The 20,708-nt window shown below is 59.0% G+C and carries 17 protein-coding genes and 2 riboswitches; of the genes, 13 read left to right on the top strand and 4 right to left on the bottom strand.

Going from position 1 to position 20,708, the window contains the following annotated elements; all coding sequences use genetic code 11:
• Positions 1 to 40 precede the first annotated feature (40 nt).
• Positions 41 to 1,024 (top strand): acrylyl-CoA reductase (NADPH), encoded by a 984-nt coding sequence (gene acuI, locus AC13E3_RS15180; RefSeq protein WP_008171033.1) that lies wholly within the window; start codon positions 41 to 43, stop codon positions 1,022 to 1,024.
• 44 nt (positions 1,025 to 1,068) lie between these two features.
• On the top strand, positions 1,069 to 1,647 hold the full coding sequence (locus tag AC13E3_RS15175) for a peroxidase-related enzyme (RefSeq protein WP_092030402.1): 579 nt from the start codon (positions 1,069 to 1,071) through the stop codon (positions 1,645 to 1,647).
• 185 nt (positions 1,648 to 1,832) lie between these two features.
• Here the strand turns inward: AC13E3_RS15175 and exaC are convergent, their stop codons facing one another.
• A complete protein-coding gene (exaC, locus tag AC13E3_RS15170; RefSeq protein WP_008171025.1) occupies positions 1,833 to 3,353 on the bottom strand; it encodes an acetaldehyde dehydrogenase ExaC in 1,521 nt (506 codons plus the stop codon).
• 376 nt (positions 3,354 to 3,729) lie between these two features.
• A riboswitch (guanidine-I (ykkC/yxkD leader) is annotated at positions 3,730 to 3,836 on the top strand.
• Between the two features lie 57 nt (positions 3,837 to 3,893).
• On the opposite strand from exaC, the gene AC13E3_RS15165 reads away from it, so the two are divergent.
• The 5 genes from AC13E3_RS15165 to AC13E3_RS15145 all read left to right on the top strand — a co-directional run bounded on the left by AC13E3_RS15165 (position 3,894) and on the right by AC13E3_RS15145 (position 10,860).
• Positions 3,894 to 4,619, top strand: a complete 726-nt coding sequence (locus AC13E3_RS15165; RefSeq protein ID WP_008171023.1) for an urea amidolyase associated protein UAAP1 — start codon at positions 3,894 to 3,896, stop codon at positions 4,617 to 4,619.
• 13 nt (positions 4,620 to 4,632) lie between these two features.
• Positions 4,633 to 5,271 (top strand): urea amidolyase associated protein UAAP2, encoded by a 639-nt coding sequence (locus AC13E3_RS15160; RefSeq protein WP_008171021.1) that lies wholly within the window; start codon positions 4,633 to 4,635, stop codon positions 5,269 to 5,271.
• The gene (uca, locus tag AC13E3_RS15155) at positions 5,262 to 8,888 is read left to right on the top strand and encodes an urea carboxylase (protein WP_405417197.1); all 3,627 of its coding nucleotides are present in this window, start codon (positions 5,262 to 5,264) and stop codon (positions 8,886 to 8,888) included. Before AC13E3_RS15160 ends, uca begins: the two co-directional genes overlap by 10 nt.
• A gap of 70 nt (positions 8,889 to 8,958) precedes the next feature.
• Positions 8,959 to 10,026, top strand: a complete 1,068-nt coding sequence (locus tag AC13E3_RS15150) for a putative urea ABC transporter substrate-binding protein (protein ID WP_008171012.1) — start codon at positions 8,959 to 8,961, stop codon at positions 10,024 to 10,026.
• Between the two features lie 222 nt (positions 10,027 to 10,248).
• Positions 10,249 to 10,860, top strand: a complete 612-nt coding sequence (locus tag AC13E3_RS15145; protein ID WP_008171010.1) for a TetR family transcriptional regulator — start codon at positions 10,249 to 10,251, stop codon at positions 10,858 to 10,860.
• On the opposite strand, the gene AC13E3_RS15140 is transcribed toward AC13E3_RS15145, so the two are convergent.
• Entirely contained in the window at positions 10,843 to 11,742 is a 900-nt protein-coding gene (locus AC13E3_RS15140) for a bifunctional transcriptional activator/DNA repair enzyme AdaA (RefSeq protein WP_008171007.1), read from the bottom strand. The two genes, AC13E3_RS15145 and AC13E3_RS15140, sit on opposite strands and share 18 nt — an antisense overlap.
• Before the next feature lie 138 nt (positions 11,743 to 11,880).
• Here AC13E3_RS15140 and AC13E3_RS15135 point away from each other — a divergent pair, with 138 nt between their 5' ends.
• On the top strand, positions 11,881 to 12,651 hold the full coding sequence (locus tag AC13E3_RS15135) for a class II aldolase/adducin family protein (RefSeq protein WP_008171006.1): 771 nt from the start codon (positions 11,881 to 11,883) through the stop codon (positions 12,649 to 12,651).
• Positions 12,652 to 12,669: 18 nt separating this feature from the next.
• On the opposite strand, the gene glnT is transcribed toward AC13E3_RS15135, so the two are convergent.
• On the bottom strand, positions 12,670 to 14,028 hold the full coding sequence (gene glnT, locus AC13E3_RS15130) for a type III glutamate--ammonia ligase (RefSeq protein ID WP_405417200.1): 1,359 nt from the start codon (positions 14,026 to 14,028) through the stop codon (positions 12,670 to 12,672).
• A gap of 154 nt (positions 14,029 to 14,182) precedes the next feature.
• On the opposite strand from glnT, the gene AC13E3_RS15125 reads away from it, so the two are divergent.
• From AC13E3_RS15125 to AC13E3_RS15115, 3 genes are all read left to right on the top strand, one after another.
• Complete coding sequence (locus AC13E3_RS15125; RefSeq protein ID WP_008171004.1) at positions 14,183 to 15,214, top strand: alpha/beta fold hydrolase; 1,032 nt, start codon at positions 14,183 to 14,185, stop codon at positions 15,212 to 15,214.
• A gap of 184 nt (positions 15,215 to 15,398) precedes the next feature.
• Positions 15,399 to 15,507, top strand: a riboswitch (guanidine-I (ykkC/yxkD leader).
• Positions 15,508 to 15,573: 66 nt separating this feature from the next.
• A complete protein-coding gene (locus AC13E3_RS15120; RefSeq protein ID WP_008171002.1) occupies positions 15,574 to 16,389 on the top strand; it encodes an ABC transporter permease in 816 nt (271 codons plus the stop codon).
• A complete protein-coding gene (locus tag AC13E3_RS15115; RefSeq protein ID WP_008171001.1) occupies positions 16,389 to 17,174 on the top strand; it encodes an ABC transporter ATP-binding protein in 786 nt (261 codons plus the stop codon). Before AC13E3_RS15120 ends, AC13E3_RS15115 begins: the two co-directional genes overlap by 1 nt.
• Positions 17,175 to 17,209: 35 nt before the next feature.
• Here AC13E3_RS15115 and AC13E3_RS15110 read toward each other — a convergent pair whose 3' ends face one another.
• Positions 17,210 to 18,616, bottom strand: a complete 1,407-nt coding sequence (locus tag AC13E3_RS15110) for a WS/DGAT domain-containing protein (protein ID WP_039881856.1) — start codon at positions 18,614 to 18,616, stop codon at positions 17,210 to 17,212.
• A gap of 324 nt (positions 18,617 to 18,940) precedes the next feature.
• Between AC13E3_RS15110 and AC13E3_RS15105 the strand changes: the two genes are divergently transcribed.
• Positions 18,941 to 19,864: an alpha/beta hydrolase gene (locus AC13E3_RS15105; RefSeq protein ID WP_008170999.1), complete on the top strand. Its 924-nt coding sequence runs from the start codon at positions 18,941 to 18,943 to the stop codon at positions 19,862 to 19,864.
• Positions 19,865 to 19,947: 83 nt separating this feature from the next.
• Entirely contained in the window at positions 19,948 to 20,697 is a 750-nt protein-coding gene (locus AC13E3_RS15100) for a DUF8198 family protein (RefSeq protein ID WP_008170996.1), read from the top strand.
• Positions 20,698 to 20,708 lie beyond the last annotated feature (11 nt).

Here is a 20,708-nt window from a genome sequence, read left to right as displayed (position 1 = left end):
GGACGAAAAACCATCCTCATTACCCAAACACGGAGGCAACATGTTTAAAGGCATACTCATTGAAGGATCACGCGGCGACCAAAAAGTGTCACTGACATCCATAGAAGAATCGGAACTGCCGGAAGGCGACGTTACCGTGGATATAGCCTTCTCAACCTTGAACTACAAGGATGCTCTGGCCATCACCGGAAAGTCACCGATCGTGAAACAGTACCCGATGATTCCAGGCATCGACTTTGCCGGCACCGTATCAAGCTCCACGCATGCAGACTTCAAGGCAGGCGACCCGGTTGTCTTGAACGGGTGGGGCGTTGGCGAGAAACACTGGGGCGGCCTGGCCGAGAAAGCCCGTGTTTCCGGTGACTGGCTGATTCCTCTGCCCAAGGCGTTTTCTCCTCGACAGGCCATGGCCATTGGCACCGCCGGCTATACCGCCATGCTTTGTGTCATGGCACTGGAAAAGAATGGCGTAACACCTGATTCCGGCGACATCCTGGTGACCGGGGCAACCGGCGGCGTTGGAAGCATTGCGGTGGCGCTGTTGGCCAAGCGGGGTTATTCCGTGACCGCGGTGACCGGCCGATCCGAGGAAGCAGACTATCTGAAGTCGTTGGGGGCCGGAAACACCCTCGATCGCGCTGAGCTGAGTGAACCAGGCAAACCCCTGGTGCGCGAGACCTGGGCCGGCGCCATTGATGTGGCCGGTGGACAGGTGCTGGCCAATGTCTGTGCCGGCATGAAATACCGTGGCGTCGTCGCAGCCTGTGGTCTGGCGGCCGGCATGGACTTCCCGTCCACCGTTGCCCCGTTCATTCTTCGGGGTGTGACCTTGTGTGGCGTGGACAGCGTGATGGCGCCCAAAGCTGAGCGACTCGAAGCCTGGAAGCGCCTGTCGGAGGATCTCGACATCGATCTGCTCGAGCGCATGATCACGGAAATACCCTTTGAAGACGCCATCGAAGGTGCCAGCCAACTGCTGGACGGCAAGGTTCGTGGGCGTATCGTCGTACCGGTCGCAGGCTGAACCGAAACTTCTTGAACCATAAAACCGCCATTAAAGGAATTGTTATGAGCTCGTCCAACGAACAACCAATAAGCCGATTCCCGGTTCCGTCGCTTGAATCACTCCCGGCGGACATCCGGGAGAAGATTCTTGCCGTTCAGGGAAAGTCGGGGTTTATCCCCAATGTCTTTCTGGTACTGGCACATCGCCCCGCCGAGTTTCGTGCCTTCTTTGATTACCACGATGCCCTGATGGAAAAAGACAGCAACCTCACCAAGGGCGAACGCGAGATGATCGTGGTCGCTACCAGCAACCTGAACCAGTGCCAGTACTGCGTGGTGGCCCATGGCGCTATTCTGCGCATCCGTGAAAAGAACCCGGAGATCGCAGACCAGGTCGCCGTGAACTACCGAAAGGCCGACATCACTGAACGCCAGAAAGCCATGCTTGATTTCGCCATAAAGGTTTCGCAACAAGCCCAAGAAGTGAGTGACGCGGACTTTGAGGAACTCAAACGTCATGGTTTCAACGACGAGGATATCTGGGACATCTCCGGCATCGCCGCGTTCTTCGGGCTTTCCAATCGGATGGCAAACGTGACAAACATGCGGCCTAACGCAGAGTTCTACTCACTGGGGCGATAAAGCGCATTGACACCAAAATCCGCCCCAATAAAAAAGGCCCTGGGAAGGGCCAAAAGAGAGTGACAGAAAAACCCGAACTCTCGTCAGAGAGTCGCCCCGGCCAGACACCGGGGAATGAAGGTGCACATCCGCTGTGCTGACTCACAGGCGGGCCCGTGTGGGAGGCCCGCTTACCGCTCATTGATTCAGAAGAAACCCAGCGGGTTGGTGTCGTAGCTGGTCAGCATGCACTTGGTCTGCTGATAGTGCTCGAGCGCCATCTTGTGGGTTTCACGGCCAACGCCAGACTTCTTGTAACCACCGAAGGCTGCGTGAGCCGGGTAGGCGTGGTAACAGTTCATCCACACCCGACCGGCCTGGATGTTGCGGCCCATCCGGTAGGCGAGATTGGTGTCGCGGGTCCATACACCGGCACCCAGACCAAACTCGGTGTCGTTGGCGATGGCCAGGGCTTCTTCCTCGGTCTTGAAGGTGGTAACGCCCACGACCGGTCCGAAGATTTCTTCCTGGAACACGCGCATCTTGTTGTCACCCTTGAACAGGGTGGGCTGGATGTAGAAGCCATTGTTGAACTCTTCATCCAGATGCTCGCGGTCGCCGCCAGTCAGCACCACAGCGCCCTCTTCCTTACCAATGGCCAGGTAGGACATGATCTTGTCGAACTGTTCTTTCGACGCCTGGGCACCTACCTGAACATCGGTGTCCAGCGGGTTGCCACGCTTGATCGACTTGGTGCGCTGAACCACCTTCTGCATGAACTCTTCGAACATGTCTTCCTGGACCAGCGCCCGTGACGGACAGGTGCAGACTTCGCCCTGGTTGAAGAACGCCAGAACCAGACCTTCCACGCACTTGTCGATGAATTCCGGCTCGGCCTTCATCACGTCGGAGAAGTAGATGTTCGGGGATTTGCCACCCAGCTCCACTGTGGACGGGATGATGTTTTCAGCCGCGCACTTGAGGATGTGGGAGCCAACCGGGGTGGAGCCGGTGAAGGCAATCTTGGCAATACGCTTGCTGGTGGCCAGGGCCTGGCCGGCCTCGATGCCGTAGCCGTTAACAATGTTCAGCACGCCCGGCGGCAGCAGGTCACCAATGATTTCCATCAGTACCAGGATGCTGGCAGGCGTCTGCTCGGCAGGCTTCAGCACGGTGCAGTTACCCGCAGCCAGACAGGGGCCCAGTTTCCAGGCCGCCATCAGAATCGGGAAGTTCCATGGAATGATCTGGCCAACGACACCCAGCGGCTCATGGAAATGGTACGCCACGGTATTGTGGTCGATCTCGCCCATGTGGCCTTCCTGGGCACGAAGACAACCCGCGAAGTAGCGGAAGTGATCAGCCGCGAGGGGAATGTCGGCGTTCAGGGTTTCGCGCACGGCCTTGCCGTTGTCCCAGGTTTCAGCGACTGCGAGCTTCTCGAGGTTGGCCTCGATGCGGTCCGCAATTTTCAGCAGGATGTTGGAACGCTCGGTGGGAGAGGTCCTGCCCCACGCAGGTGCCGCCTTGTGCGCTGCGTCCAGGGCCAGATCAATATCTTCGGCACTGGAGCGCGGAATTTCACAGATCACATTGCCAGTGACCGGTGTGATGTTCTCGAAATACTGGCCTTTTACCGGGGCAACCCACTCCCCACCGATGTAGTTCTCGTAACGGGATTTGAAAGAAACGACGGAGCCATCCTTTCCTGGTTGTGCGTAGATCATGATCTCGACCTCTTGTTGTGTTTGTCGCAGGGCAACGCGGCCTTTCGCGTTTACCCATTCAATGTAGACGCCAAACCCGGAAAGTTGAATGGTGCGATGGAGGCGAAAAACTCCTCCCTTGGTAGTAGATGGCTCGAAGGCCATGCCACCATTGGCGCGGCTCCGAAATCACTCTCCGAAAATAAATGCACAGGAAAGGCACTGCTCGATGCACAAAAACAGTGCGCTCGCCCAGGCAAGAAGCAGACCTGTCAGACACCTCAAATCCCACCACAATAAAAAACAGTAATTTAGCGATTGGCATGGACTCTGCAGAGTATCCATTACGCAGCGAGAAGTCGGTTACTGAAACCACAATCAACGCGCCACAATCTGACCAATGGTCAACTAGGGTTCCGGTCTGCCATCAATCCGTGCAGACGGCTGGTCCGAGAGTTGACGACCTTTTCCAAGGTTACACGGCGGGACAAAAGCCCGGGAGGATCGCTCAGTTACTGACGCCTCTCGCTTTTTAAATGCCCTAACCAGGAGGAAAAGGCCATGTTGCAAACCGCAACCCCCCTCTACGACGATCTGATTCCCGGCGGATCCCACTGGTCCTTTATCATGCGCCGCGGCCACGTGCTGCGCCTGATTGACGAAACCGGCGGTGCCAACGTCGGCATGTTGATGTACAACCCCGAGAACCCGCTCGAGCGGTACAACATGCCGGACACCCTGAAAAACCAGCACACCTTCCTGCTCACCAAGGGCCACGTGTTGCTCTCGGACATGGGCCGGGTATTTGCCTCCATCATCCGCGATGACCTGGGCTGGCACGACACCGTCGCCGGCACCTGCAATGCCGATCTGGTGGAAAAGCGCTGGGGCAAAAAGACCTATCAGGAAGCCCATAACCACTACCACCGAAACGGTTTCAACAGCTTTCTGAACGAACTGGCCAAGTACGGCCTTGGCAAGAAAGACCTGACCGCCAACCTGAACTGGTTCAGCAAAGTAAAAACAGATGACGACGGCAACATGGCCTTCTCCGAGGGCCACTCCCACGCCGGCGCCACAGTGGACCTTCGATTCGAGATGGACACCATCGTGGTGCTGCACACCTGCCCGCATCCGATGAATCCGGCCAGCGAATACCCCAGCCATCCGCTGCGGTACCAGTTGTTCAAGGCGGCCCCGGTGACCGATGCCGATCCGTGCAAAACCTCGTCGCCCGAGGCGACACGGGCATTTGCCAACACCGCTCTTTATCACCTGATGCAGTAATGGGAGGCCGGAGATGATCAAGCAAAGCACATTGAAGCCCGAAAATGCCGCCTTCCGTGAAACCGTACCGGCAGGCGAGTATTTCCTGAAAGTGGTGAACGCCGGCGAAACCATCCGGATTCTGGATCTGGAGGGCAACCAGGCCGCCGACACCCTGTTCTACAACGCCCATAATCCGACCGAACGCTACAGCGCCGTCGACACCATCCGCGAGCAGGGCAACGTCTACCTGACGGCTGGCTCGAAGCTGATGTCTTCTGAAAACAACGTGATGCTGGAAATCACCGCCGACACCTGCGGCCGTCACGACACCCTGGGCGGTGCATGTGCGGCCGAGAGCAACACAACCCGTTATGCCCTTGAGAAAAAGTGCATGCACGCCTGCCGGGACAGCTGGCTGGTGGCCGTCACCGAACACGAAGAACTGGGCATGAGCAAACGGGACATCACCCACAACATCAACTTCTTCATGAATGTCCCGGTCACGGCCGACGGCGGACTCACCTTCGCGGACGGGATTTCCGATGCCGGCAAATACGTGGAGCTGGAAGCGAAGATGGACGTTCTGGTGATGATCTCCAACTGCCCGCAGCTCAACAATCCGTGCAACGGCTGGAACCCGACACCGATTGAGGTGCTGGTATGGAGCTGAGCGGCAGATTCTCAAAGGTCCTGATCGCCAACCGCGGCGCCATCGCCTGCCGGGTTATTCGCACGCTGCGTGACATGGGGCTGACCTCGGTTGCCGTCTACGCCGAAGCGGATTCCGATTCGCTTCACGTACGGCAGGCGGACGAGGCGTATTCCCTGGGAGACGGCCCGGCAGCGACCACTTACCTGGATCAGGACAAACTGTTCGAGGTAATCCGCAAGAGCGGTGCCGGCGCCATCCACCCCGGCTACGGCTTCCTGAGCGAAAACGCCGATTTTGCCCGACGCTGTGACGCCGAAGGCGTGGTCTTCCTGGGCCCGACACCCGAGCAGATGGAGCAATTCGGTCTCAAGCATACGGCACGGTCACTGGCTGAAAGCGCCGGCGTACCACTGCTACCAGGCACCGGCTTGCTGACCAATCTGGAGGAAGCGCTAAAAGCCGCCGACACCATCGGCTACCCGGTGATGCTGAAAAGCACCGCCGGCGGTGGCGGCATTGGCATGTCCCGCTGCTACGGCCCGGACGATCTGGGCAAAAGCTTCGAGTCGGTCCAGCGCCTGAGCCAGAACAATTTCAGCAATAGCGGCGTGTTCCTGGAAAAATTCGTGGAACATGCCCGCCATGTGGAAGTACAGCTTTTCGGCGATGGCGGAGGGCAGGTGTTGGCCCTGGGCGAGCGTGACTGCTCGGCCCAGCGTCGCAACCAAAAAGTGATCGAGGAAGCTCCGGCGCCAGGGCTATCCGACGACGTCCGCTCCCGCATGCACGCGACAGCCCGTCAGCTGGGTGAAAGCATTGGCTACCGCAGCGCCGGCACCGTGGAGTTTATCTACGACCCGGACACCACCGAGTTCTACTTCCTGGAAGTGAATACCCGCTTACAGGTGGAGCACGGTGTGACCGAGCAGGTTTATGGCGTAGACCTGGTCCGATGGATGGTGGAACTGGGCGCAGGCACCCTGCCCGACCTGGCGAAACTGGGCAGCAACCTTGTGCCTTCCGGCCACGCCATCCAGGCCCGGATCTATGCGGAAGACCCCAACAAGGATTTCCAGCCCGGCGCCGGTCTGCTCACCAACGTGGCCTGGCCCGACGAGGATGGCCTGCGAATCGATACCTGGATTCAGCCGGGCACAGAGGTGTCGCCGCTCTATGATCCCATGCTCGCCAAGGTGATTGTGCATGAGGCCGATCGCGAGTCTGCCCGTCAGCGGTTGATGCAGGCACTCGACGACAGTCAGCTCTATGGCATCGAGACCAACCTGAAATACGTGCACCAGGTGCTGGACGACCCACGCTTTGCCGAGGGCAGACTGTTTACTCGAACCCTGAACGAATTCGATTACCAGCCGGCCACCGTGGATGTGCTCAGTGGCGGCACCCTGACCACCATCCAGGACTACCCCGGGCGCATCGGCTACTGGGAAATTGGCGTACCACCGTCGGGTCCTTTCGACAATTATTCGTTCCGGCTTGGCAATCGACTGCTGGGTAATCCGGAAGGGGCTCCAGGCCTGGAAATCACCCTTAAGGGGCCGGTGCTCACTTTCAACCGCGCCACCCAGATTGCGCTGACGGGCGCCCAGCTGGACGCCACACTGGATGATCAGCCCATGGCTTCCTGGCAGGTGATCGACGTGCCCGCTGGCGCCACCCTGAAGCTGGGCGCCACCACGGCGGACGGCGCCCGGGCCTACGTGCTGTTCCGCGGAGGGCTGGACTGCCCCGAATACCTGACCTCCTGCAGCACCTTTACGCTCGGCCAGTTCGGCGGCCATTGCGGCCGCGCCTTGCGGGCCGGCGATGTGCTGGCCCTGGCGGAGTCTGAGCCAACCGGCCTGACCACTCTCCCTGCCGACCTCAAACCGACCATCGGCAAGACCTGGAAACTGCACGTTACCTATGGGCCTCATGGCGCGCCGGACTACTTCACTGGAGAAGATATAGACACCTTCTTCGCCAGCGACTGGGAGATTCACTACAACTCGAGCCGCACCGGCGTTCGCCTGATTGGCCCGAAACCGGAATGGGCGCGCAGCGATGGCGGCGAGGCCGGTATGCATCCGTCCAACATTCACGACAACGCTTACGCCGTGGGCACCGTGGATTTCACCGGCGACATGCCGGTGATTCTCGGTCCTGATGGCCCCAGCCTGGGCGGCTTTGTCTGCCCGGTGACGGTCATCAGCGCTGACCTGTGGAAACTGGGCCAACTGAAAGCCGGTGACAAGGTCCAATTTGTTCCGGTCAGTCAGGACCAGGCCGTGGCCCTGCGGGAAGCCCTCGACGAGTCCATCGCCACCCTGACCGCAGCGACCGCCCATATCAAACCGATCACACCAACCTCCCCGGTTCTGGCGGCACTCAGTGACGATGAACACGAAACCGGCGTGGTTTATCGGGCCGCCGGCGACAACTACGTGTTGGTGGAATACGGCCCAATGGAGCTGGATATCCGCCTGCGCTTCCGCGCCCACGCGCTGATGCTGTGGCTGCGTGAGCAGAATCACGATGCCATTCTGGAGCTGACCCCCGGCATCCGATCCCTGCAGGTGCATTACGACAGCCAGAAACTGAACCAGCGCACGCTGCTGGATCTGCTGATCGGCGCCGAAAAGGAACTGGAAAAACAGCCCGAATGGGATGTGCCCGCGCGCATCGTTCATTTGCCCCTGTCCTGGGATGACGAAGCCTGCCAGACCGCCATCGCGAAATACATGCAGTCGGTGCGGAAGGATGCCCCCTGGTGCCCGAGCAACCTGGAGTTCATCCGCCGCATCAACGGACTGGACAGCATCGATGAGGTAAAAAAGACGCTTTTCGAGGCAACCTATCTGGTGATGGGCCTGGGCGACGTCTATCTGGGCGCCCCGGTCGCTACCCCGCTGGATCCCCGGCACCGGCTGGTGACCACCAAATACAACCCGGCCCGTACCTGGACCGCGGAGAACTCCGTTGGCATCGGCGGCGCCTACCTGTGCATCTACGGCATGGAAGGGCCAGGCGGCTACCAGTTTGTCGGTCGTACCCTGCAGATGTGGAATCGCTACCGCACCACCGATTTCTTCGAGCCCGGCAAGCCCTGGCTGCTCCGGTTCTTTGACCAGGTGCGCTTCTACGAGGTCAGTGCCGAAGAACTGCAGCAAATCCGACGGGACTTTCCCAATGGCGACTACCCGATAAAGGTCGAGGAAACCCGCTTCAATCTGAAGGACTACGAGCAGTTTCTGGCGAACAACGACGACGAAATTCAGACCTTCACAGCCAAGCGCAAACAGGCCTTCGATGAGGAGCTGCAGCGCTGGATCGAGTCGGGCCAGATTAACTTCAGTTCCGAAGCACCGATCGAGGACACCGGCGAAGACGACATTGCCAACCTGCCAGCAGGCCAGCACGCGGTGGAAAGCCACGTAGCCGGTAACCTCTGGGAGTGCCTGGTCAAGCCAGGCGACACCATCGATGCCCAGCGGCCGGTGGCGGTTATTGAATCCATGAAAATGGAAATCGAATTACTGAGCCCCGTAACCGGACGCGTGGTAGACGTGCGCCGGGAAGCGGGACAGGCGGTCTCGCCCGGAACGCCGGTCGTGATCGTTGAAGAGATTACCGAGTAATGCCAGCAACCCCAAAAAACTGAAGAAAGACCAAACCTGCAAACACGGGCAAGGCCCGAGGAGAGACACCATGAAAACACGCGACATCACCAAAGGTCTGGCGGCCGGTCTGTTCACGGCCTCCCTGTCCATGGGTGCAATGGCCGAGGAAAAGGACTCCTTCAGCATCGCATGGACCATCTATGCCGGCTGGGTGCCCTGGCAGTATGCCGAGGACTACGGAATCATGAAAAAGTGGGCGGACAAGTACGATATCGAAGTGGATATCGTGCAGGTGAACGACTACATCGAGTCCATTAACCAGTATACCGCCGGCCAGTTCGATGGTGTGACAGCTACCAGCATGGACGGCCTATCGATTCCCGCAGCCTCTGGTGTGGATACCACCGCGCTGATCGTCGGTGATTACTCCAACGGCAACGACGGCCTGGTTTCAAAAGATGCGTCCAGCATCGAAGAGCTGGAAGGCGAAACCGTTCATTTGGTTGAGTTGTCCGTCTCCCACTACCTCCTGGCCCGCGCCCTGGCCAGCGTTGGCCTGGAAGAACGTGACTTGAGCGTGGTCAACATTTCTGACGCTGATCTGGTCTCTGCATTCCAGACCGACGATGTTCGCCATGTGGCAACCTGGAATCCGTTGCTGAGCGAAGTGGAAGCCTATCCCGGTGCTACAAAGCTGTTTGATTCCAGCCAGATTCCGGGCCACATCAAGGATCTGACTCTGGTAAACACCGAGACCCTGGCCGACAATCCCAAGCTGGGCAAGGCATTGGTCGGAGCCTGGTACGAGACCATGAGTATTCTTGAGTCCGATACCCCAGAGGGTGCGGAGGCGCGGGCATACCTGGGCGAGCTTTCCGGCACGGACCAGGGCGGCTACGAAGCACAGCTGGCAGGCATGAAGATGTTCTGGGAGCCGCAGATGTCGGTGGACTTCATCAACAGCGACGAGGCGTCTGAAGCGATGGACAGCGTACGTGAGTTCTCCTTCGAGAAGGGCCTGCTGGGCCAGGGGGCCATGAGCCCGGACTTCGTAGGCATTGAGTTCCCCGATGGGTCGATCATGGGTGACTCTGGCAACGTGAAGCTGCGGTTTAATGATAGCTACATGGAGATGGCGGCTGACGGAGAGATCTGAACAAGCCGCACTACTGACATTGAAGCTACGGGCACGAACATTCGTGCCCGTTTTTGTTTAGACTTCGCGGGAGGGGTGGTGTGGGGGTGCCTTTCCAAAACTGTGCGGAGCCATGGATGGCGGAGCCCAAGCGTCACATGGATGTGCCGCAAGGAGCGTGTTTTGGAAAGGCACCCTCATACCACCCCGAAACTCCCAAGCCAAGTTAAGTAGACGAATCAGATGCGCCGTACCAAGGAAGATGCCGAGAAAACCCGCCAGACTGTGCTTGAGGCCGCGCTCAAGTTGTTTAGCCGGGACGGTTACTCACTAACGACTTTGAGCCGTATTGCCAAAGAAGCCGGTTGTAGCCGTGGGCCGATCTACTGGCATTTCGAGAACAAGGATGATCTGTACGAAGCTGTACTTGCCTACTCCCAGGAACCGCTGGAAGCCCTGGTCGCGGAGTGTTCTGGCATGCGGGAAACGCCCATTGAGGCCATGGATCATTTTATTGAACGCTGGCTGAGCTTGTTGGCCAATGACCGGAAGTATCGTCAGTCGTTCGAGATTCTGTTGAACAAGACCGAACTAACCGATGCCATGAGCCGAACGCTGAAGCGGGAACGGGCGTTGACCCGGTCGATTATTGCGATGTTCCGGCACCTGGTTGCCCAGGCAGCTGAGCAGGGTCTGATTTCTACACAGGAAGACCCGGAGGATCTGGGACTGCTGAGTTACACCTATCTGATGGGCATTACCCAGACCTGGCTGTTTGCGCCGAAGCTGTTTTCGTTGAAACAGGAAACGGCGTTTTTCCAGCGACAGTTCTGGGTGCTACTGGGTCGAGGCTGAGCGCTCTTTCTCCAGCAATTGCTGTTTTCGGTCGAGGCCCCAGCGGTAACCACCGAGGGAACCGTCACTGCGCAACACCCGATGGCAGGGAATCAGCACGGCGATGCGGTTCCGCCCGCAGGCGGAGGCCACCGCCCGAACGGCTCTGGGCTCACCCAGTCGCTTTGCCAACTCTGTGTAACTCACCACCTCACCTTCGCGGACGCTCAGCAGGAGTTTCCAGACGCGTGTCTGGAATGCGGTGCCACGGATATCCAGAGGGACATCCGGTCTGGGCATGTTCTGGCTCAAATGCTCATCCAGAGCCAACATCCACGCATCCAGCTCCGGCGATCCCTTTGCCCCAGACGGAGCCAGTCGAGCCTTCGGAAACTCCTTCTGTAACTGATCTCCCAGTGCCGTCTCATCATCCCCGAATTCGGCAAAACACACACCCTGATCGGTGGCGGCCATCATCAGCAGGCCGAGAGCCGTTTCCCGGCAGGCATAGGCAATGGTTTCACCTTCCCCACCCTTGCCGTAGCGGGAAGGCGGCATGCCGACCTGTCGGTCTGCCTTGCCATAGACGCGACTGACCGAACCAAAGCCGGCATCGTAGATTGCATCGGTCACGGTCCGGCCTGTTCTCAACGCCCGCTTGTAGTGGTTCAGGCGCAGTGCATCCTGATAAGCCTTTGGTGAGACACCGAAGGTTTCCTTGAACACCCGCTGTACGCGGGATGGCGACAACCCAACCACAGCGCCGAGGTCGGCAAGGCTCAACGGTTCATCTGGCCGGCTCTCGATGTACCTGGCCAGTGCGACCATTCGATCGGCAACGGGCATGGATGCTTTCGCGTCACTATCCTTCTCGTCCTGCATCGGGGTTCGGAAACTTTCCATGCTTCGGCTCCTTCATGTGCGCACAACCCATCATCCATATGATGCGCGTTTGCTTCGCCCCCTTCCATCCGATTCTTGCGGGCGCTACATTGACCGTCAATCAACAATAAAACCAACCGATTCCGAGGGGTCAGCACTATGTCCGAGCAATTGGCAATTCCATCCAAAAAGGGTGAAGTCAGTGAGGAGGAGTGGCAGCTTCGCATTGACCTTGCCGCCGCCTACCGACTGATTGCTCTCTACGGCTGGGACGACCTTATCTTCACCCATCTCTCGGTGCGAATTCCCGGTGACGAGCATCATTTCCTGATCAACCCCTACGGAATGATGTTCGAGGAAATTACGGCTTCCAGCCTGGTGCGCATTGATCAGGAAGGCAACAAGATCAATCCAGACGATTTCGACATCAACCCTGCCGGTTTCACCATTCACAGCGCCATCCATGCGGTTCGTGAGGATGCTGCCTGTGTCATGCACACCCACACGACCGCCGGTGTCGCTGTGTCAGCGCAGAAGGAAGGCTTGCTGCCCTTGTCCCAGCAAAGTCTTTTTCCGCTATCCGGACTCGCGTACCACGATTACGAAGGCGTGGCGCTGCGCGAAGACGAGAAAGCGCGCCTGCAGGCAGATCTGGGCCACGCCCGTTTCATGATCCTGCGCAACCACGGCCTGCTGACCACGGGACCCAGCGTCGCCGAGGCCTTCCTGAACATGTACATCCTGCAGCGCGCCTGCGAGGTCCAGATTCAGGCCATGTCCGGAGGCCAGCCGCTGGTACGTATTCCCGATACCATTCTCAGCTCCATTCGGGAGCAGGCCAAAAAGGTCACCAAGGGCATGGGTGGCAACCTTGCCTGGCCAGGACTTCTCCGGAAGTTGGACCGCATCGATCCAGGCTTCCGAAGCTGACATCAGGCCCTGTAGCTATCAGAACATTTTCAGATAACGGTCCACTTCCCAGGCCGACACGTGGTTCTGATAGCTCTCCCACTCCCCTTTCTTGTATTCGATGAAGCTGTTGAACATGGCTTCACCGAAGACTTCTTTCGCCAGCGGATCGGCCTCAAAAGCCTCCACGGCCTCGCCCAGGTTCCGGGGCAGATACTCGATGCCCTGCTCGGTGATCTCGGCATCGCTGTAGTTGTACATGTTCTCGTGGTGGGGTACGCCCGCGTCCAGACCTTCACGGATGCCTTCCAACCCTGCAGCGAGAATCAGCGCGCTGCCAAGATAGGGATTGCAGGCAATGTCTGCGGCACGGCATTCGATACGCCCGCCCATGCCGGGGATCCGGATCATATTCGTGCGGTTGTTGGAGCCATAACACATGAATACCGGTGCCCAGGTGGAACCGGACATGCTGCCCTGGCGAACGAGCCGTTTGTAGCTGTTCACTGTCGGTGCAATCACGGCACTGATGGCCGCGCTGTGTTTCAGCACACCGGCAGTGAAGTGATAGGCGATCTTGCTGATGCCGCAGTTGTGCAGATCGTCGCCCTTGGGCTCGAACAGGTTTTCGCCGGTTTTCAGATCCGCCAGCGACATATTGTAGTGGGCGCCACTGCCAGTGCGGTCGGCAAAGGGCTTGGGCATGAAGCTGGCGAAAGCGCCATGTTTGCGGGCAATCTCGTTGGCCATCATCCGGAAGAACACCAGGCGATCAGACATCGTCAGGGCGTCAGCGTATTTGAAGTCGGTTTCGAACTGGCCGTTGGCGTCTTCGTGATCAAACGAGTACACATCCCAGCCCAGCTCGTTCATGGCGTCTACCAGCTCATCCATGATGGGCAGGTTATCCATGAGCGTGCGGGGGTCATAACAGGGCTTGCCCAGGTTGTCGCGATCACTCAGCGGGGCAAAGCCGCCATCCTCGGTATCCCGGAACAGGAAGAACTCGGTTTCAATACCGAGATTGAAGCGATACCCCATATCGGCCGCCGCACTCAGCTGACGACGTAGAATATTCCGGGAACAGGCTTCGAAAGGCGCGCCGTTCAGGAACAGATTGCCCGGGAACCAGGCCAGCTGGCGATTCCAGGGGCAGATGGCCAGCCCATCGGCATCCGGCATGGAGGCGACCTCGTCGTCGGAGATATCCTGGGGCACGCCATCCAGGGCGGCGCCTGTGTAAAGCTCCGAGCCTTCCATCATTTGCCCCAAGTGAGCCACGGGCACGAACTTGCCTTTGGTCACACCGTGGATGTCCACGTAGCTGGCAATGGCGTATTTCACACCTTCCTCTGTGAGCTTCTCTTTCAGGGCCTGGGTGTTGGTCAATTCCGTCATCCTGTTTTTCTCCGGCCCGTCATGCGGGCAATCAGTTTGGGTTCTGGCACGTTTCTTTCTTTGTTTTTGCCATTCAACTTACATGCCAGCGTGTATATATAAGAGCGAAGGCGAGAGACTTCAGGCAAACAGTCAGCCTGAAAGAGAGGGGAAAATGGCGTCGAAGCAATGGCTTGTAGAAGATTACGAAGCAGGTGACCTGCCTCTGACTTCCGGCGAAACGTTGCACTCCGCGAGATTGCGGTACCACCGCATCGGCGAGCTGAACGCACCAAAAGACAACCTGATTATGCTGCCCACGTACTACGGTGGTGCAGCCGCGGGTAATCACCCGTGGGTTGGAGGCAACAGCCCCCTCGATCCAGACCGTTACTGCATCGTTATTCCCGCTTTGTTAGGCGCAGGCGAATCATCCTCACCCTCGAACACCGCCGGAGCGCAGCGCGGCCCGGGCTTTCCTGCCGTGTCCCTGAATGACAACGTGATGCTACAAAAGCGGTTGGTGGAGGACATCTTCGGAGACGCCCGGATCGCGCTGGTAATGGGCTGGTCCATGGGCGGGATGCAGGCACTGCAGTGGGGCTGTTTGTTTCCGACGCAGGTGCGCGCGGTGCTGGCTACCTGCTGCACCGCACGGTGCTATCCCCACAACCGGGTATTTCTTGAGGGCGTAAAGGCGGCACTGACCTGTGACCACGCCTTCGAGAATGGCCGTTACCGGAGTCCACCCGAACGCGGACTCCGGGCCTTCGGCCGGGTTTATGCGGGCTGGGCTTATTCCCAGGCGTTTTTCCGTCACGAGCTCTGGCGCGAACAGGGTTTTGGCTCCATTGAAGAGCTGCTTCGATTCTGGGAGCAGGATCATCTGGGCCAGGACGCCAATGATCTGCTCACCGTACTGAACACCTGGCAGAACGGTGATATCAGCGACAACCCCGTATTTGGCATGGATTACGAAGCGGCGCTCTCTGCCATTGCCATGCCTACCCGAATGATGCCCTGCACCACCGATCTCTACTTTACCGAGGAGGACGCCAGTGAGGATGGCCGCCGGATGCCCGGCGCAACCGTGGAATCGCTGGAATCGGACTGGGGCCACGTTGCCGGTGGTGCGGGCCGGGAGGCTGCAAGCCACAATCGCATCCTTGCGGCCGCCCGGGCCTTGCTCTCGGGAAAGGCGTCATGATCGAGCATCCGAACCTATGCCGCACCAACCCGGTGCATATTTTTGCCGATGCTTTTGCCGGGATGACCCGTTTTCGCCCGCTCTTCGGATCTGGCATGCCATCTGCACTGTTTCCGACTGACGGTTTTCAAAAACCCGATCCGTTCAAAGCACTGTTCACAACACCGCAGACAGAGCGACGGACAAAATGGGTGACTAGGGTTCCGGTCCGGGCAGTCAAGATTCCCGGATGGCTGGTCCGAGAGTTACCGACCTCTGGGGAGGTTACACGGCGGGACAAAAGCCCGGGAGACTGAATCGCAAGGGACGCTGTTACCCGCGATGACCTTGCCGTGTTGTGTAACCAGAGGAGACGATTCATGCGAATGATCAACCATCACCCCGGGCGTGTTTCCGCTACCCTCTTGGGCCTGCTGCCCTTTCTGTTGATCATGCTCATCTACAGCCTGGCCTCCCAGGAGCGCCTGGCAGACAACCCCAACGACAAACTCCTTCCCGGCCTGGAGCAGATGACCGCGGCCGTGGATCGCATGGCTTTTCAGGAGGACCGTCGCAGCGGCGACTACCTGATGTGGCAGGACACGACCGCCAGTCTGGCGCGCCTTGGAATGGGCGTCGGTATCGCCGCGTCGCTGGCGCTGGTGGTCGGTATTCTCAATGGAGTGCTGCCACTGGTCAGGGCCAACCTTGCTCCTCTGGTTTCTGCCCTTTCCATGGTGCCGCCGCTGGCCATACTACCGATTCTCTTCATTGTGTTCGGGCTGGGCGAGCTTTCCAAAGTCATGCTGATCGTAATCGGAACCGCGCCCATCATGATGCGGGATGTGGCCCAGCGGGTCCGCGAACTTCCCGGCGAGCAACTGATCAAGATCCAGACTCTGGGCGCGAATTCCTGGCAAGTAATCACCCGCATGGCCCTGCCCCAGGTGCTGCCCCGCCTGATCGACGCCGTGCGCCTGAGCCTTGGCCCCGCCTGGCTGTTCCTGATTGCTGCCGAGGCGATTGCCTCCACCGAAGGCCTCGGCTACCGGATCTTCCTGGTGCGGCGCTACCTGGCCATGGACGTGATCCTGCCCTATGTCATCTGGATCACCATTCTCGCCATTGTTATCGACCAGTGCCTGCGCCTGGCAAACCGCAGGCTGTTCCCCTGGTACAACGCAGGAGGCCACTGATGAGCTTCATTACCGTCAACAATCTCTGGAAAGAATACGGTGACCAGGTGATCCTGGAGAACCTGAACCTGAGCGTGAAACAGGGCGAATTCTGCACTCTGGTGGGCGCCTCCGGTTGTGGCAAATCCACCTTCCTGAAAATGCTGTTGGGCCAGGAAACCCAGACCCGCGGCGAACTCTTACTGGAGGGCGAGGCCTTCCCCGGCGAGCCGGACCGAAACCGGGGTATCGTATTCCAGCGCTACTCGGTGTTCCCTCACCTGACAGTGCGCCAGAACGTGCTGATGGGTCTGGAACTGGAACAGAAGCCCTGGCTGGGCAAACTGTTCGGCAGCGCCCGCCGCGAAGCCCTGGAGAAAGTGGGTGCCATGCTGGAGTCTGTGGGCCTGAGCCCATCAGCCAACAAATGGCCCCACGAACTCTCCGGCGGCATGCAACAACGCCTCGCCATCGCCCAGTCGCTGATCATGCGCCCACGAGTACTCCTGCTGGACGAGCCATTCGGCGCATTGGACCCCGGCATTCGGGGCGACATGCACGATCTGCTGTTGAAACTCTGGCAGGAAACCGGCACCACCATCTTCATGGTGACCCACGATCTGAAGGAAGGTTTTTACCTGGGTACCCGGCTGCTGGTGTTCGACAAGGTACGAAACGATCCCCACGATCCGCAGGCGTTCGGGGCCACCATCACCTACGACTTGCCGATCGGGCAGACGGATCGAAAACTGTTCGAGGACATTCATCAGTCGGTCAGTGAGACAGCCCGGAATCAGGCAGCCTGATATTTTAGAGACCAAAAAAAGACCGAATACGCGCCTTAATCGCCGGGGAACTGGGCCAGTTCCTGCAGGCAGTCGTTGAGAAAGTCTTCGGGATCGGCCATCACCGCCTCATCGGCAACGACGCCAAACTGCACCTGGCCGGCGTAGCTGACAATGCTGATACCCAGACCGATATCCCCGGCCTGGGGCACCCAGAACATCTGCTCGGTAATCCGGCAACCGGCAATGTAGCGAGGCTCCGGGGTGCCGGGCACGTTGGACACCACGGCACTGGCCTTGCGATAGAACACATCGGCCAGAGGCTCCCGCCAGGGCTCCGGAACGACCGTGGCACTGGCCGCCAGCCCCCAGGCAATGCCGGGCTGCCAGCTTTTCTTCAGGCGGCGGGTTTCATGCTTGATACGGTACAGGCGTTCCAGGGGGCTTTCGCCATCCACCGGCAATGGTACAAACACGGTGCCGAAATAGTTGCCCAGGGCGCCAGGGGCCGGCTTCAGCTCGTCGGGCAAACGGCTGCGGATATCGACGGGCACGGCCGCATGCAGCACCGCTTCATCCAGGTCCGCACCGTCAATTCCAAGTCGGGTGCGCACCGCAGCCGCGACACAGCTCAGCAGCACATCGTTGATCGTCACATTGGTGACCTGGGCAATGGCCCTGAAGCGCTCCAGGGGCACCGGTTCAGACCAGCGACAATGCCGTCGCCCCAGCAGTGGCCGCCGGAGATCGGTGTCTGAATCCTCCGGCTCCACCAGGAATTCCGAAAACTCATGGACCAGCTTGAGACTTTTCTGGGCAACCCGCTCCAGCAGGCGTCCGGCATCCTGCCACTGGTTGCCATCAGACTCGTCTACTCCGGCAACGCCATGCGCTTCTTCCGCTGACTCTCCAGAGGCCAACAGTTGCCCGAGCCAGACTTTTGCTGCAGCGGTCCACCGTGAAAGCTCCGCGGTTTCAGGTGCGCCGTATATGGCAGGATGCTGCTGGGGCGACGGTGGGCAGAGGCGTTCAAAAATGCCCAGCAGGGACAGACCATCGGCGTAACAGTGGTGAATCCGCAGCAACAGGACCGCCCCGCCCTCGGCATTGGGCGCCAACCAGAACTTCCAGCGCGGGCGATACATGGGCAGAGGCTGGTTCAGCCGCACCGACACCCACTCCTGCAGGCTTTCCGGAGTGAAGCGATCTACCACCACATCCAGGTGGTGGCGGACATCAAACATCGGGTCCTGCTCCCACCACCAGGCGGGCGAGCGCTTGACCGGCATGTACCGGAAACGCTCCCAGGCCATCCAGTACACCCGGAGGAACTCCCGGAAACGAGGCGCGGTGAGGCCATCAACCCGCAGCATCACGGTGATGGTCATGGGGTTTTCCGGGCGTTCCAGGGCCAGCCAGGCCGAATCCGCAGGTAGCAGGAGATGCGATTGTTCGTGACTCAAACCCGAACGTCCCTGGAAAAGTGGTGAAGGTAAGTAAAAACCGAACTCCGCATTGTGCCAGACAAGCCCTTCCGGCTCCATATGCGGCACCAGCGCACGCTGTTACAAAAAATTACACGTGAGTAACTGTTCAGTCCTATACTGGTTATAAGCCGTAGTGCAATGGTTATTACGCGCTGTCGATCCGTGATCGATTGGCCCTGAGGGATCAAAAATTCTTTATTCAGGGCCAGTAACACAGCGAGATGATCAGGGTACAAAAGGCTTACCAGCACACCCTAATTCCAATAACAGGTCATTGCCGTGCTGGACGGGAGAGCAGTTATGAAAGCGAGCCACGTTCGCAAACTGATAAAACCGATTGAGAGCGCCTACTCGGAAATGTTCTCCGGGCGGGTGTATCGCGTTGGCAAAGGCGCTGTGTCCGTTCGCAACCACAGCGGCAAGGCCGAGCAGACCGTTGTCGGCGTGCACGGCTTTCTGGAGAACCACTGCTACTTCACCCAGGCCTATGAAGCGCCCACCACCGAATTGATCCTGCTCACCTGTAGCAATTACCACATTCCGGTGAACGGCGTGACCCCGGAGACCCCGGACTGGGAAGTGCCGATCAAGCACCTGGAAGGCACCATCGAATACGACGCCTGCATTCTCAATCAGGCGCTTTCCAGCCTGCCAACCACTGACAACATTCGGGTTCATGGTCATTCCCGTGGCGGGGCGGTGATCCTGGAGGCCATCAAGCAATGGCCAGAGCTGTATGACGACGTGGAAGTGGTACTGGAAGCACCCGTGCTCCCCAACGGCAGGCTGTCGGCGCTGGTGACCACCATTCTGGAACCTGTAAGCCACGGTATGTGGCCCTGGCTGATACGCCTGATCAACAGCGCTCCGTCGTCCGCCTACGGTCAGACCTTCTTTGGCAAGATGAACCCGCGCAAGAAGCAACTACTGAGCAAACTGTTTTCCGCCACCAAGGATCATCTGACCATTGTTCGTAACATCGAGAACATCATGGACTGGATGGCACGGACAGACACCAGCGTCTACAGCCATGTACGCCACGGCACCTTCCTGATCCCTGCGGTCGACCGTATTCTGGATCGTTCCTCCATGCTGGCTAGCGCCCGCCAGAGCCCGACCACCATGCGAATCGTCGAAACTGAGGCGCCGAGCCACTTCATCACCCTCGACAGCAAGGAATGGGTCCCGGGGTTCGAAACGCTGCCCGCCGCCGCACAGGGTTAATGCCCGGGCATTGCCCTACTGCAAGACCGCCGTAGCTCCGCTAAACTACGCTCTTTTCCTCAGGTTTAGTGGAGCCATCGCCCATGTACCGTGAGCGCCTCGTCGCTACCGAAGCCCGCTCCGAAAGCGCTCGCCGGCTGCAACAACTGCTGCTGGACTACCATGATTTTCGGCATCTGAAGGCGGAGCACCCATTATTGGAGAACGCTTTTCACGTTGCTGACTGGCAGGCGGAGCGGCTGAAGGCGACCCATGAAGACCTCTACCATCACCCCGGCTACCATCATGGCCTGGAGTTCCTGCTGACCGATCTGTACGCGCCCGCAGGAATGACACACCGGGACGACAATATTGATCGGGTCTTCCCCAAAATGGTGAAGTGGCTGCCGGATAACCTGCTGGACACGTTTGCTGGTCTGGTGGAGCTGAACCTGATCACCCAGCGGCTGGATCTTGAGCTGGCCGAGCTGTTCCACCAGCAGGGCGTGCCCGCCGACGCAATAACCACTGAGGACTACTGCGCCGCCTTCAGGGAAAGCCGACAGCTGGACCAGAGGGAGAAGCAGATCACCCTGGTGGCTGACGTGGGCCAGCAGCTTGATCGCTATGTCCGCAACCGCACCCTTGGATGGCTGTTGTCGATGACCCGGGGTCCGGCGGAAATGGCCGATCTGAGCGACCTGCACAGTTTCCTGCACCGGGGCTATTCGGCCTTCCGGAAGATGGACGATGTGGAGTTACTGATCGACCGCCTGGTTTCCCGGGAACAACAAGTGATGCGCAATATACTCGACGGTCGTCCGGACCCGTTCAGCCTGCCGGACAATCTCTGAGTCGACGACAA

The organism is Marinobacter sp. L-80 (assembly GCF_056859395.1).
Note: the sequence above shows the minus strand (reverse complement) of the source record. Positions and strands in the feature narration are given on the sequence as shown.